Source organism: Paenibacillus sp. 1011MAR3C5 (assembly GCF_003591485.1).
GTDB lineage: Bacteria > Bacillota > Bacilli > Paenibacillales > Paenibacillaceae > Pristimantibacillus.
In genome coordinates, this window is the sequence record NZ_QZCF01000016.1 from 26,746 (window position 1) to 41,047 (window position 14,302).

Below are 14,302 nucleotides of genomic sequence, written 5' to 3' on the forward strand. Positions count from 1 at the left end.
GTCACAAGTGAGCGGAATCCGACAAATAGGAAGGAGCATTACAGATGAAAAAAGGAATCAATATCTGGTCGTTCCGGTCTGACCGCACGATTCAGGAATGCGCACGGATTGCGAAGCAGGCTGGTTTTGACGGTCTGGAGCTGTCCTTGAACGAGACAGGAGAGCTGGGGCTCGAGGCGACTGACAAGGAAGTCCTTGCCATCAAGTCGATGCTGCAGGATGAAGGGCTGGAGATCGCGGGTCTTGCGACGGGGCTGTATTGGGATTATGCCATGACGAGCGAGGATGAGGGCAAGCGCCAGAAGGCTATTGATATATGCAAGAAGCAATTGGAGCTCGCTGCAGCTTTTGGCGTGGATGCGATATTGGTCATTCCGGGCGCCGTGGGCGTTGATTTTATTCCGGGCTCTGAGATTGTATCCTATGACCGCGCTTATGACCGTGCGCTGGAGGCGATTGGCAAGCTGGCGCCTCATGCGGAAGCAGCAGGCGTATCCATTGCCATCGAGAATGTGTGGAACAAGTTCCTGCTCTCGCCGCTGGAGCTTCGCGGCTTCATCGACGCGCATAACTCTCCGTTTGTCGGTTCTTACTTTGATGTGGGGAATGTCGTGCACAGCGGCTACCCGGAGCAATGGATCCGGATATTGGGCCACCGGATCAAGAAAGTTCATTTCAAGGACTACAGAAGACAGGCCGGCGGCTTGCACGGGTTTGTAGACTTGCTGGCTGGCGATGTCGACTATCCTGCTGTTGTACAGGCATTGACGGATATCGGCTATAAGGGCTATGCGACGGCCGAGATGATCCCGCCTTATACCCATCATTCGGACCAGATCATCTTTAATACTTCAAAAGCGATGGATGCCATTCTGGGGCGCAGCTAAATAAAACCAGTCCTTAACCTAAATGAAGAGGAGAGATGATGATGCTTAAAGTGGGACTTATCGGATTTGGTTTTATGGGACGAATGCACTTTGACAATTATGTGCGGCTTATGAGCGAAGGAGCAGAGGTGCAATTGGTTGCCATATGCGACACTCGCATCGAAGAGCTGAAGAATGCATCTGCACGGGGCAACATTGCAACGGCCCAAGAGGTGTACGACCTGTCGCCTTACAGATTGTATGAGAATATAGAGGAGATGCTGGAGAAGGAAGAGCTGGATGTCGTCAACATTACACTGCCTACACCTCTTCATGCCGATCTGACGATCTCGTTGCTTCAGCGGGGCATCCATGTCTTGTGTGAGAAGCCGATCGCCCGCACGTCGGAGGAAGCGCATCGGATGGCCGAGGCAGCCAAGCAGACGGGCAAGACGTTAATGATCGGTCAATGCCTCCGCTTCTGGCCAGCTTACGAGTATGCCAAGCAATGCGTGACCGATGGGCGCTACGGCAGCGCATTGTCCGGCAGCTTCTTCCGCGGCAGCGCGGCGCCGCAAGGCTGGTTCCTGAATGGGGAGCTAAGCGGCGGCTGCATGCTGGATATGCATATTCATGATACGGATATGATCAACTGGCTGTTCGGCAAGCCGGATCAAGTATCCTCCATCGCGCGGAATGTCATTCCCGGCAGCGCCTATGACAGCGTCTCGACCAACTATATCTATGCGGACGGGAAGGTGCTGAACGCGCAGGCCGACTGGACGCTTCAGGGAGACTTCGGCTTCGCCATGTCTTACCGCATCAACTTCGAAGGCGGCAATCTGATATTCGAGCGGGATCAGCTTCGCGTCAATCCGAACGATCAGCCAGGCTTCGTTGCCGATCTGCCGGCGGATATGGGCTATTACCGGGAAATCAAGCATTTCCTGGAGGCTGTAGCGAAGAATCAGCCGATATCGGTATGCACGCCGGAGAGTGCGGCGGCTTCGCTGGAGATTATAGAAGCCGAGATTCGTTCGGCGGACAATCGCGGAGCGTTGGAGAAGGTCTAGCGGACCGAAATAGCGGCATAGGTCGTTTCGATATTGCACATATGGGGCATTCCGCCTGCAGGTTGTCTGCAGAGAGGAATGCCTCTCTTCCATATACAGGCTTCCTCCGGCCGTCCCATTTGCAATTGCGGTCTCATTCATACTAAGATGGATTCATCCGAAGTGAAGGGCGGCGATTGCCGTTTCTATAGAGGGAGATTCGTTATGAAACCAATACAATTCGAACAGTTCAAGAAGATGAAGAATGAAGTTACACGCTTTATGATGATGTATCAATTCGCGCTTAACGAGCTGGAGACCAAGATAGAAATATTGAAAGAAGAATTTCAATTCCTTCATGATTACAATCCGATCGAACATACCAAATCAAGAGTAAAGTCGCTTGAGAGTATCATGAAAAAAATTAGCCGCAAAGGCATTCCGTTCGTACTGGAAGATATCAAGCATCAAATTAAAGATATCGCAGGACTTCGCATTACTTGTTCATTCATTAAGGATATCTATCAAATTCGCGATATGCTGACTAATCAATTTGGCCTCCGTGTTAATGAGGAGAAAGACTATATCGAGAATCCGAAGCCCAACGGCTACCGCAGCCTTCATCTGCTTGTTGAGGTCCCGGTCTTTATGTCGGACGGGCAGGAGAGTGTCTGCGTAGAAATCCAAATTCGTACCATTGCGATGGACTTCTGGGCGAGTTTGGAGCATAAAATATTTTACAAATATAATCAGTCCGTTCCATCGAGCCTTCTTCAGGAGCTGAAGGAAGCGTCTGACTCCGCCAATCGCCTTGATCTGCAGATGGAGCGCCTGCACCGGGAAATCTCCGTCATTAAGGAAACGCAGGGCGAGGACGGTGCGGAGGAACTGACACAATTGCTAATGGGCAACCAGCAGTTCAGGCTGCCTTCCGCGCTGCTTGAACTTGGAAGAGAAGGGAACTAGCCCCTCATTTACCTCTCGTTGCTGTTCCAATCTCGACTCTATGATTCTCCTATTGGACATGAATATTAATTTCTAGTAGGATAATAGAAAAGTAAAAAGCACAGCGACGATGAAATAGGGGTTGAGACTTATGCTGCAGCTAGGATCCAAGGTTGTCATAGTGGCTGATCAATACGAACAAAAGCTTCCCATCGGGGAGTATGGCTATATAATCGCTTACGACCGCAATGCCGACAATGTATTTGACTATGTGGTGCGCGTGCCGAAGGCGAATCGCAACTTTCTCGTTCCCGACGAAGACGTGGAGCTGGAAGAGGTGCTGATTCAATTGGAAGTCGATCGCATCGAGCGGGAGGCGCTCATCGATTATGCGCTTGTCACGCATAACGAGGAGCTGTTCAAGCGGATTATGAAGGGCGATGAGGAAGAAGCGGAGGAAGAGCATGCGGGCAAGGAGCCTATCAGCCGCGAGGACTTCATTCGCCAGGTTAATCTGAAGGCGTGGATCTAGCGGCAGGGCGCTGCTTGGCGCAACGGTTCAAGAGACTGTGACGCCGAGCGTCTGGCTGATACGCGTATGCATAAGGACGGAGTTTGGGACTAGGGTCCCCTCCGTCCTTTTTTGTATGGAAGGGGCCCGCATCAATCCGTTCCCTATCATTGCTGATCGGCGCACAAGTAGGCTATAATAAAAAGAATGACTTTTGCAGAGGAGAGTACCCTGATGAGCATAACATTGAAGGATGTTGAGCATGTCGCCAATCTGGCCCGCCTGGATCTGAGCGATGCGGAGAAAGCTCAGTTCACCGAGCAGCTCAACGCAATATTGAAATATGCCGAGAAGCTGAACGAACTGGATACGGAAGGCGTAGAGCCGACAAGCCACGTACTTCCGATTACGAATGTCATGCGCGACGACGTGAAGAAAGAATCGCTTCCGATCGAGAAGGTGCTGCTTAACGCGCCTGACGAGGAAGACGGTCAATTCAAAGTGCCGGCGGTGCTTGAATAAATTACGGGTTTATTTGAAGGGAGGAGCTACTGTTGGCACTGTTTGACCTACGCCTGCAGGATGTACATAACAAGCTAAGCAACAAAGAGCTGTCCGTAACGGAGCTCGTAGACGCGTCATACGCGAGAATCAAGGAGACCGATGAATCCATCAAGGCGTTCCTTACCTTGAACGAAGACGGCGCCCGCTCGCAAGCACATGAAATGGACAAGCGTCTGCAAGAAGGCGGCGACAAAGGCCTGCTGTTCGGCCTTCCGGCCGGCATTAAGGACAATATCGTAACGGAAGGTTTGCTGACTACATGCGCAAGCCAATTCCTGAGCAATTATAATCCGATCTATAGCGCGACAAGCGCACGCAAGCTGAAGGATGCGGATGCAATCACGATCGGCAAGCTGAACATGGACGAATTCGCGATGGGCGGCTCGAACGAGAACTCCAGCTACTTCCCGACGCGCAATCCGTGGAATACCGACTACGTGCCGGGCGGCTCCAGCGGCGGCTCTGCGGCTTCCGTAGCGGCGGGACAAGTCTACTTCTCGCTCGGCTCCGATACAGGCGGCTCCATTCGCCAGCCAGCCGCATATTGCGGCATCGTAGGCCTCAAGCCGACATACGGCCTCGTGTCGCGGTTCGGCCTGGTAGCCTTCGCATCCTCGCTGGATCAGATCGGCCCGCTGACAAAGAATGTCGAAGACGCCGCTTACGTGCTTCAGTCGATTGCAGGCTATGACGCCAGCGACTCCACGTCTGCGAATGTCGACATTCCGGATTACACATCTGCCCTGACAGGCGATGTGAAGGGATTGCGCATTGGCGTTCCGAAGGAATACCTTGGCGCAGGCATCGATCCGCGCGTGAAGGAAGCGGTTATGAATGCGCTGAAAGTCTACGAATCGCTGGGCGCAACCTGGGAGGAAGTGTCGCTTCCGCATACCGACTATGCGATCGCGACGTACTACTTGCTTGCTTCTTCCGAAGCGTCCTCCAACCTGGCTCGCTTCGACGGCGTTCGTTATGGTGTCCGTGCAGACAATCCGGACAATCTGATCGATCTGTACCGGAAGTCGCGCAGCCAAGGCTTCGGACCGGAAGTGAAGCGCCGCATTATGCTCGGCACCTATGCGCTTAGCTCCGGCTACTACGACGCTTATTACTTGAAGGCGCAGAAGGTGCGCACGCTGATCAAAGGCGACTTCGATAACATTTTCCAACAATACGACCTGATCATCGGACCAACGGCTCCGACTCCGGCTTTCCGTATCGGCGAGCAAGTCGGCGACCCTCTTACGATGTATCTCAACGATATATGTACGATTCCAGTCAGCCTGGCCGGCATCCCTGCGATCAGCGTTCCGTGCGGAACGGCTGACGGACTGCCGATTGGCCTGCAAATTATCGGCAAGGCATTCGACGAATCAACGGTGCTTCGCGCCGCCCATGCCTTCGAGGCTCATACCGACCATCATAAGCTGCGCCCGCAGCTGTAATTATCGCGTACAAGTAGGACGCTTAGGAAAGGAACGATAAGAATGTCTGTAGCGAACAAATACGAGACGGTCGTCGGGCTGGAAGTGCACGTCGAGCTGCATACGAACAGCAAAATCTTTTGCGGCTGCTCCACTTCCTTCGGCGCTCCGCCGAATACGCATACCTGCCCGGTATGCTTAGGCCATCCCGGCGTATTGCCGGTGTTGAACCGCCAGGCTGTGGAATACGCGATGAAAGCTGCAATGGCGCTGAATTGCACCATTGCCGACGTCAGCAAATTCGACCGCAAAAACTATTTCTACCCGGATTCGCCGAAGGCGTATCAAATCTCGCAATACGATCAGCCGATCGGCGAGAACGGCTGGATTGATATCGAAGTGAATGGCGAGACGAAGCGCATCGGCATTACGCGCCTTCATCTGGAGGAAGACGCGGGCAAGCTGACGCACGTGGACGGCGGGTACGCCTCGCTGGTTGACTTCAACCGGGTCGGCACGCCGCTTGTCGAGATCGTATCGGAGCCGGATATCCGCACGCCTGAGGAAGCGAAGGCGTATCTGGAGAAGCTGAAGGCCATTATGCTGTATTGCGATGTGTCTGACGTGAAGATGGAAGAGGGCAGCCTGCGCTGCGATGCCAACATCAGCCTTCGTCCATACGGTCAAGAGAAGTTCGGCACGCGCGCCGAGCTGAAGAACATGAACTCGTTCCGCGGCGTACAGCGCGGACTCGAATATGAGCAGTTGCGTCAGGCAGAGATTCTGGACGCCGGCGGAGAAGTCGTACAGGAGACGCGCCGCTTCGACGACGCGGCGGGCAAGTCGTTCTCGATGCGCGGCAAGGAAGAAGCGCATGACTACCGCTACTTCCCGGACCCGGATCTGGTTCGCCTGCATATTAGCGGAGAGTGGAAGGAGAGCGTCCGCGCTTCCATCCCGGAGCTTCCTGATGCTCGCAAAGCCCGCTATACGGCAGATTATGGCTTGCCGGCATACGATGCAGAGGTCATCACCGCTTCGAAGAAGCTGGCTGACTTCTTTGAGGAGAGCCTCTCCTACACGAAGGATGCGAAAGCCGTCTCGAACTGGATTATGGGCGACCTGCTAGGCTACCTGAATGCGAACGGTCAGGAGTTGTCCGATGTCAAGATTACCGGACAAGGACTTGGCGAGATGATTGGTTTGTTGGAGAAAGGCACCATCAGCGGCAAAATCGCCAAAACCGTATTCAAGTCCATGCTGGAGAGCGGCAAGCTGCCGCAGCAGATCGTAGAGGAGCAAGGCCTCGTCCAAATAAGCGATGAAGGCGCGATTCTGGCCATTGTCGATGCGATCATCGAGAAGAATCCGCAATCAGTCGAGGATTTCCGTGCTGGCAAGGAGAAGGCCATCGGCTTCCTTGTCGGACAGATTATGAAGGAAACGAAGGGCAAAGCGAATCCGGCACTCGTCAACAAGCTGCTGCTTGAGCGCCTTCAATAACGATTGACCCTGTATTCTGTAAGGCGCGATTCATCATGTAGAGATGAGTCGCGCCTTTTGCCGCATAGGATAAGATAGGCAGGGATAAGGTGCTTAGATTACAAGATGAGAGGTCAAGATCGACGATGATGACATTAAGCGCGTTGCATAATCCATGGTTTATTGATGAAGTGGACATATTGATCCGATTGTCGCTTGCCTTGCTGCTTGGCGGATTGATCGGGCTGGAGCGGGAGCAATCCAATCACGCGGCGGGCCTGCGCACGAACATTTTGGTTTGTCTGGGAGCCTGCTTGCTGATGCTCTTGTCCATCTACGGTTTTTCGGATTTCGTCGAGGAGCCGAATGTACGCGTCGATCCGGCACGTCTGGCCGCTGCGGTTATTACAGGTGTTGGCTTTTTGGGCGCTGGCACCATTTTGTTCACAGGCAAGTCAATTACAGGACTTACAACTGCGGCTTCGCTCTGGGTCGTGGCGGCGATTGGTCTGGCAGTGGGCGCCGGGTTTTATTTTGCATCGGCAAGCGTCACGGTAATGGTTTTGCTTACGCTATGGCTGTTTAACAAATTGGAGAAGCGGTATATTAAAGCTAAAAAAGAACATCTCATCAGTGTCCATGCCGCAGACTTGTCTTCCGTAATGAACAAGCTTAATCACATCTTGGATCAACGCAAAGTGACGATTAGAAAAATGTATATGGAAGACGTGGCGGATAGCGACAAGCGGAAGGGCGGCGATGAGCCTCTTACCAAGCTTGTGCTGCATATTATAATGCCACAGCGCAAGAACGAGAAACTGATGCAATTAATGGACGAACTGAAGAAACTGGAGGGCATACGTTGGGTAAGCTCGGAATAAAACAGCGGGCCGGAAGGCTGCTTTCCGTCCTGCTTGCTTTTGCGCTGCCAGGTCTCGGCCATGTTCGAAACGGGCAGTATGCCAGAGGTTTTCTTCTGCTCGCAGGATTGCTGCTCGATTATGTCGCGATCTTCCGCTTGGCGGATTCCGACGGAGGCAGGCATCTTCTGCTGATTGTATATTTGGTGCTGCTGTTGCCAGTGTTCTATTTCATTAGCGTCTTTGAGGTGCTGCAATTTGACCATGAACAGAAGATGGAAGGCGCTCCGCTAAGGCTTAAGGATGGTCTAGGACTGACGCTGGCAGGCGTGTTCATGATGATTCTGCTGAAGCCGCCAGCCATTATGCTGCCATGGATGAATGAGCTGGCAGAGTGGTCGGTCGGACCGCTGCTTATACTCGTCTCGCTCTTATGGCTGCGCGCAACAAGGAAGGGAGAAGCCACTATGTTCAGGCTGGGGAGAATGACAGCATGCATGATCCTGCTGGCTATCGGCGCGTTGCTGCTCTGGGACCATCTCCGGGGCCGGAATGACATTGCGGTACTGAGGGATTGGTGGCCGGTTGTGTTTGTGTTCCTGGGCATAGAGATTATCTTGTACAGTACGCTGCTGAAGCGGAGGGCATCGGGTCTTCGACTGGATGCGGTGGGGATGGCCGCCTCCCTCGTCATCGCGGTTACCGCTTATGCAGTCACGCAGTATGCGGATTTTCCGGTAAAGTGGCTGGATCAGTTCAATGTGGATTTGAACGGCAGGAAGGAATATGCGGAGGAGAACGGATTCCGTTTTGACAAAAATGTGATGAAGGTACCCTTTGACGAAAGCGTGGAATCGCTGCGGATTGAGAATGCCAACGGTGATATCCACGTCCGCTCTGGCGATGTGAACGAAATTGAGATCTATACGACGATATGGGTCGATTTGACTGATGAGGCTGAGGCCAAAGCTGTTGCTGATCAGTCTATTGTTCATGCTGCACCTGGTACGGAGACGGTGTTAGAGGGAAAAGGGCAGTCCTACGGAGCGAACGGCAATCGGCTGCCGAAGATGAACGTAGAGATCATTATACCAAAGCTGGACGAGCCGCAAGAAGACCTGATGGGCCCGCCCACCCCGCCTCCGGAGGAGCAGCCTGATGAAGGACTGGCCAATGGCATCGAAGAGACGAACGGTGACTCTCTTCCACGGGAAAACTCGGGTACGCCTGTAGCCGAAAATTCGCAAGATTCCACTATCGTTCCGCAAGAGTCCGATGAGGCGGTCGGGTCGGGCGATACGATGCACGAAGAGGAGGCTGTGGAGAGTGATTCCTCGGCTCCGCAAGGTGATACAGACGTAGATCAGGTACAAGACGGCCCGGTGCCGGGTATCGACTCAGGCGATTTAGTAGACTCGGAAGAACAGCGAGCGCCTGGCGGAAGAGCATTGAAGCTGAACATTAACAGCGGCAATGGTTCGGTAACCGTTATGGATGTGCACGCAAAGGGCGGCGTACTTGTTCGGAGCGGCAGCGGTCTCGTGCAATTGACTGCAATTCATGGCGACATATTGGTGGAGGGCATTAATGCCAGTCTCGAAGCGTATTCCATCCATGGGCAGAGCAGCCTCGTGACCAAAAACGGAAGCATCAAAGTCGAGTCTGCGACTGACGACGTCTTCGCAAGCACGATGAACGGCAATCTGGAATTAATCGATATCTATGGCGATCTGGACAGCGAGACGAAAAACGGCGGCATTCGGATCTTGAACGCTGCAATGGACATTAAAGCGAACACTTTGAACGGCAACGTGGATATCGATAGTCCTGTCGTCGGAGGCAACTGGGATCTGGACAGCTCCGTGGGTGAGATTAATCTTCGGGTGCCTTATAGCGGCAGCTATGCTGTATACGGATCGGTAACTTTCGGCAATATTACGACCGATCTTCCGCTTGACCAGACGCGCAAAACGCTGCGCGGAGTCATTGGAGACGGTGATTATCGCATTCATATTAATGCGACGAACAGCATATCGATACATGGTCAGGGACTTTAGGCAAACGGCTCATTCATTGACAAATTTGCGAACGTGAACGTACAATAGTAATAACTACTATGAAGAAAGGCGTGAGGGGAATGGCGGCCAGCGTTCAATTGGCACTAGAGCAACTGAAGATGAATGGCGTCCGGATGACCCCGCAACGTCACGCCATATTAAGCTATCTAATGGATTCCAAGTCTCATCCTACAGCAGATGAGATCTATAAGGCGCTCTCACCGGCATTCCCGAGCATGAGCGTAGCGACCATATACAACAATCTTCGATTGTTTGTAGAAGCTGGCTTAGTGCGTGAACTAACGTATGGCGACGATTCAAGCCGGTTCGATGCGGATTTATCAGATCATTATCATGCGATCTGCAAGAGCTGCGGACAAATTGTCGACTTTGGCTATCCGCCGCTGCTTGAAGTGGAGAAGGCTGCTTCGAGAGAGACGGGTTTTACGGTACAGGGGCATCGAATGGAAATATACGGATTGTGTTCTTCCTGCAACACAACCGCGAGATAAAACGTATATAAACTTGATAAGTCTTTACACATAACGTGCCGGAAGCGATCATACGCTACACTGCACGTTTTTGTTTGAGAGGGGACTTGATTCAATACGTGGATTGGAGAGTGAGGGATTGGAGACGAATGCAGGGCGCGCAACCCGCAAGAGACGAAGAGGCGGCTGCGGCCTAATGCTTGTATTGTTTTTTGCGGCGGCCATTATTACCTTCGGGTGGTTCGGATATATGAAGTTCATCCCGAGTAACGAGCAGCAAGCGCCAAGCTATAGCTCCGCGAATCCGATTGTCGTTTCCGGCAAGGATACGGGGTACGGGGCGATCATAGACGACGGGGGAGTGAAGCTTCCGCTTCCGTTGCTTGAGACGTTACTTGGAGAGGACAAGCCGATTCATTATGAAGAAGAGACGAAGACGCTTGTGATGACTACGGCAGACAAGGTGCTGCGACTGAAGACGGATGCTTTGACTGGCATTATGAATCAAAGTGACTATAAGCTTACGATAGCGGCTGAAGTAGTGGACAACACCGTATATATCCCTACGGAACCGCTTGAGGAATTGTTCGGCATTCATGCCGAACATGACGAGACCAGCTCGATTATTACGATCGTTCGGGAAGCTGATGTGATCCAGCTGGCGGAAGCAGCGCCGAAGGATGGAGCGGCGATTCGAGTCGCGCCTTCCATCAGAGAGCCGTATTTGTTCAAGCTTGCTCAAGGAGATACCGTGCGCATATGGGAAGAAGCCGACGGATGGATGCTAGTCCAGAACACGGCAGGCCATGTCGGGTATATGAACAAAAAGGATCTGAGACTAACGAAGATCGACCAGATTCCAGAGCGGGAGAAGCCAAAAGCCTTTATCCCCTGGAAGGTCATGGGCAGCAAAATCAATCTGACCTGGGAAGCGGTCTATAACCGGAAGACGGATACGTCCAAGATTGGGGACATGCCGGGCGTCAATGTCGTCAGCCCGACCTGGTTTGAGCTGAAGGACGGCAAAGGCACCATTGAAGGAAAAGCGGATCCGGCTTACGTGAAATGGGCGCATAATCGAGGTTATCAGGTGTGGGGGCTCTTCAGCAATGGATTTGAGCCGAAGCAGACGACAGAAGCGCTGTCGACTGTTGAGACGCGATTCTCTATGATCCAACAGCTGTTGGCATTCGCCGAAATCTACAATTTGCAAGGAATCAACATTGACTTTGAGAACGTCTATACGAAGGATAAGGAAAATCTGGTGCAATTCGTGAAGGAAATGACGCCGCTGCTCCATGAGCAGGGACTGGTCGTCTCCATCGATGTGACGCCGAAGTCGAACAGCGAGATGTGGTCGGTCTTCCTGGACCGTCCTGCACTTGGCAAAGTCGTCGATTATATGATGGTGATGGCTTACGATGAGCATTGGGCTTCCAGTCCGAAAGCGGGTTCCGTCGCCTCGCTCCCTTGGGTAGAGAAATCGATTACCCGTATTCTGGAGGAAGACGGTGTGCCTGCAAGCAAGCTTATTCTAAGCATGCCGCTGTATACGAGAATTTGGACCGAGCAGAAGGATGAGTCCGGGGCGGTGAAGGTTTCTTCGAAAGCCGTAGGCATGGAGACGGTGAAAACCATCATTAGCGAGAAGAAGCTGAAGCCTGTACTGGATGAGGCTGCTGGCCAGAACTATGTGGAATACCAGGAGGACGGGGCGCTTAAGCGGATCTGGATCGAAGATGAGCTCTCCATGAAGTCGAGAGTGGAGATTGCGCGAAAATATGATTTGGCTGGAGTCGCCACCTGGCAGAGAGCATTCCAGACGCCTTCCATATGGGGAGCTATTAATGAAGCGTTGACCAAAATGCCATAATGTTTTGCTTCATAAACTAAAACAAGACCTCCGGGCGCTAGCGCTCGGAGGTCTTGTTATGTAGAACAGATAGGTTACGCTTTAACCTCTTCCACCTTCAGATCGGTTGCTTGGGACGGGTCTAGCGTAAGGATCGTACGGCAGAACATGCAGCGGTCGGTTTTGCCCAGCATCTTGGTTTGTCGTCCGCATTCCGGGCATTGCAGCATCGTCGCACTTGTCGACATCATGCCGGCCCAGAAATAAATCGCGACACTAATGAGCAGTGCTATCATGCCGAGCACCATGAAGATTCCCGCAATGATTTTGCCTGCTTGTCCCCAGAGGACAATACCGGCGGTCCCCAGTATCATAATCCCCATGCCGACTAGTGTAAAGACAAGTCCCCAAAGGCGGAATTCATTGATTTTTGCCGATTTAAAAAAGATCTTTTTCATCATTCATACCCTTCCTGTGACTATTGGCTTACGAAAATAAGACGCAATTTCTACGACGGAAAGCAGGAAAGTGCATCCGGTTTGTCGAAAAGGAATAAATCTGTAGATTATTATTATAGCCTAATCTACTTCGATTAGCTATACGGAGGAACCCAGTGGAGCATATCAGAGAGCATGTAATAGACACCTATCGGGAACTGCCTGGATTGTTGGCCATATCTGTCATCAAGAACCCGTACTCCTATAACCCGCTTATTGATGGTTTAGATATGTTGGTGCTTCTCGTGACCGAGCGATCTGTCGACGTGGAATCCGCGGAGCATGTTCAACTGGATGATGAACGAGCGCTTATTCGATTGGTACATCGTGATGAACTGGATAAGTGGATTACAGGCGGCGAGAATCGCAATATTATTGAATGGTTAGTGCGGGGGGAGATATGGTTGGATCGCGACGGTTATCTGGCAGGCGTACGTGAACGGTTGCTTCTGTTCCCTGAATCCATGCGTGAGCAAAAGCAATTCATCGAGTTTACCGGATTTCTGAGAACGTATTTGCAGGCAAAGCAAGATCTATTGGATGGCAATCTGCTGGATGCGTACAGTCATGTGCTGACGGCCCTTCATCACTGGGCGCATATTGTGCTTATAGAAGAAGGAAGACATCCGGAGCTTACCGTATGGAAGCAGCTCAGACGGGTGCATCCCGGCGTATATAAGTTGTACGAAGAGTTGACAGCAAGTCCCGAGACGCTGGAGCAGCGTGTGCAGCTTGTTATGTTAGCTTGCGAGTTCTCCGTTATGAGCAAGATGAAAGCATGCTGTTCGATTTTATTGGATATAATGAACAGCCGCGAGGAGCCTTGGAGTATCGGGGAGCTGCAAAACCATCCGTCGATCAGTCCTTTGCAAATCGAGCTGTCCCTGATCATTCACAAACTGGTCAAGCGTGCTTACATTAGAGAAGTTGCCATTATGCAAGAGCCCAAAGAGTCTGGAGCCCTTGAGCTTAGATACATGGTAGCCGCCACATCATAGGTGGGTTAAAGGGAGATGTGCTGAGCGAATAAGCTTGGTGCGTCTCTTTTCATTTATAACGTGAGAAATATGTCATTTGGTGTTGACGAGCTCTAGGTCTCTGTGATACATTAGAACTCGCCGCTTTTGCGAGTGATCAAAATCGATAAGAGACATGGATAAAAAAATGTCGAAAGTCGAAAAAAAGTACTTGCAATAAGATAGGCACCTGTGATATATTATAAAAGTCGCCGCTGAGACATTGGGCTGACAAGTAAGACGACGAAAGACATAAGATTGTTCTTTGAAAACTGAACAACGAGCGAAAATGCCCTGTTAATTCTAAGGAATTGATAGAAAAGCAACAAACGTTATTGAGCAAGTCAAACACTTTTATGGAGAGTTTGATCCTGGCTCAGGACGAACGCTGGCGGCGTGCCTAATACATGCAAGTCGAGCGGACTTGATGGAGTGCTTGCACTCCTGATGGTTAGCGGCGGACGGGTGAGTAACACGTAGGTAACCTGCCTGTAAGACTGGGATAACATTCGGAAACGGATGCTAATACCGGATACGCGAATCGGTCGCATGGCTGATTCGGGAAAGACGGAGCAATCTGTCACTTACAGATGGACCTGCGGCGCATTAGCTAGTTGGTGAGGTAATGGCTCACCAAGGCGACGATGCGTAGTCGACCTGAGAGGGTGATCGGCCACACTGG

13 protein-coding genes and 1 rRNA gene are annotated in these 14,302 nt (G+C 51.9%); 13 read left to right on the forward strand and 1 reads right to left on the reverse strand.

The genetic code is table 11. The annotated features are described in order from the left end of the window. The first annotated feature begins 44 nt into the window (after window positions 1-44). The 11 genes from D3P07_RS26550 to D3P07_RS26600 all read left to right on the forward strand — a co-directional run bounded on the left by D3P07_RS26550 (window position 45) and on the right by D3P07_RS26600 (window position 12,128). The gene (locus D3P07_RS26550; protein WP_119804014.1) at window positions 45-887 is read left to right on the forward strand and encodes a sugar phosphate isomerase/epimerase family protein; all 843 of its coding nucleotides are present in this window, start codon (window positions 45-47) and stop codon (window positions 885-887) included. Between the two features lie 35 nt (window positions 888-922). Next, the gene (locus tag D3P07_RS26555) at window positions 923-1,939 is read left to right on the forward strand and encodes a Gfo/Idh/MocA family protein (protein WP_310732581.1); all 1,017 of its coding nucleotides are present in this window, start codon (window positions 923-925) and stop codon (window positions 1,937-1,939) included. Window positions 1,940-2,143: 204 nt separating this feature from the next. Beyond that, window positions 2,144-2,884, forward strand: coding sequence for a GTP pyrophosphokinase (locus tag D3P07_RS26560; protein ID WP_119804016.1), 741 nt, complete (start codon window positions 2,144-2,146; stop codon window positions 2,882-2,884). Between the two features lie 130 nt (window positions 2,885-3,014). Continuing rightward, window positions 3,015-3,395: an ATPase gene (locus D3P07_RS26565; RefSeq protein ID WP_119804018.1), complete on the forward strand. Its 381-nt coding sequence runs from the start codon at window positions 3,015-3,017 to the stop codon at window positions 3,393-3,395. A gap of 213 nt (window positions 3,396-3,608) precedes the next feature. After that, complete coding sequence (gatC, locus tag D3P07_RS26570) at window positions 3,609-3,896, forward strand: Asp-tRNA(Asn)/Glu-tRNA(Gln) amidotransferase subunit GatC (protein ID WP_119804020.1); 288 nt, start codon at window positions 3,609-3,611, stop codon at window positions 3,894-3,896. 32 nt (window positions 3,897-3,928) lie between these two features. Then, window positions 3,929-5,386, forward strand: coding sequence for an Asp-tRNA(Asn)/Glu-tRNA(Gln) amidotransferase subunit GatA (gene gatA / locus D3P07_RS26575; RefSeq protein ID WP_119804022.1), 1,458 nt, complete (start codon window positions 3,929-3,931; stop codon window positions 5,384-5,386). 42 nt (window positions 5,387-5,428) lie between these two features. Then, a complete protein-coding gene (gene gatB, locus D3P07_RS26580) occupies window positions 5,429-6,868 on the forward strand; it encodes an Asp-tRNA(Asn)/Glu-tRNA(Gln) amidotransferase subunit GatB (RefSeq protein ID WP_119804024.1) in 1,440 nt (479 codons plus the stop codon). 143 nt (window positions 6,869-7,011) lie between these two features. After that, window positions 7,012-7,728, forward strand: a complete 717-nt coding sequence (locus D3P07_RS26585; protein ID WP_119804050.1) for an MgtC/SapB family protein — start codon at window positions 7,012-7,014, stop codon at window positions 7,726-7,728. After that, window positions 7,710-9,764 (forward strand): DUF4097 family beta strand repeat-containing protein, encoded by a 2,055-nt coding sequence (locus tag D3P07_RS26590; protein ID WP_119804026.1) that lies wholly within the window; start codon window positions 7,710-7,712, stop codon window positions 9,762-9,764. Before D3P07_RS26585 ends, D3P07_RS26590 begins: the two co-directional genes overlap by 19 nt. Window positions 9,765-9,844: 80 nt before the next feature. Continuing rightward, complete coding sequence (gene perR / locus D3P07_RS26595) at window positions 9,845-10,276, forward strand: peroxide-responsive transcriptional repressor PerR (RefSeq protein ID WP_119804028.1); 432 nt, start codon at window positions 9,845-9,847, stop codon at window positions 10,274-10,276. A gap of 118 nt (window positions 10,277-10,394) precedes the next feature. After that, window positions 10,395-12,128 carry a glycosyl hydrolase family 18 protein gene (locus D3P07_RS26600; RefSeq protein WP_259391701.1) on the forward strand — a complete coding sequence of 578 codons (1,734 nt, stop codon included), beginning with the start codon at window positions 10,395-10,397 and terminating at the stop codon, window positions 12,126-12,128. A gap of 74 nt (window positions 12,129-12,202) precedes the next feature. On the opposite strand, the gene D3P07_RS26605 is transcribed toward D3P07_RS26600, so the two are convergent. Beyond that, complete coding sequence (locus tag D3P07_RS26605; protein ID WP_259391702.1) at window positions 12,203-12,565, reverse strand: YgzB family protein; 363 nt, start codon at window positions 12,563-12,565, stop codon at window positions 12,203-12,205. 155 nt (window positions 12,566-12,720) lie between these two features. Here D3P07_RS26605 and D3P07_RS26610 point away from each other — a divergent pair, with 155 nt between their 5' ends. Both D3P07_RS26610 and D3P07_RS26615 read left to right on the forward strand, forming a co-directional pair. After that, complete coding sequence (locus tag D3P07_RS26610; protein WP_119804030.1) at window positions 12,721-13,602, forward strand: nucleotidyltransferase-like protein; 882 nt, start codon at window positions 12,721-12,723, stop codon at window positions 13,600-13,602. Between the two features lie 371 nt (window positions 13,603-13,973). Continuing rightward, window positions 13,974-14,302 (forward strand): 16S ribosomal RNA (locus tag D3P07_RS26615); the annotation flags it as partial.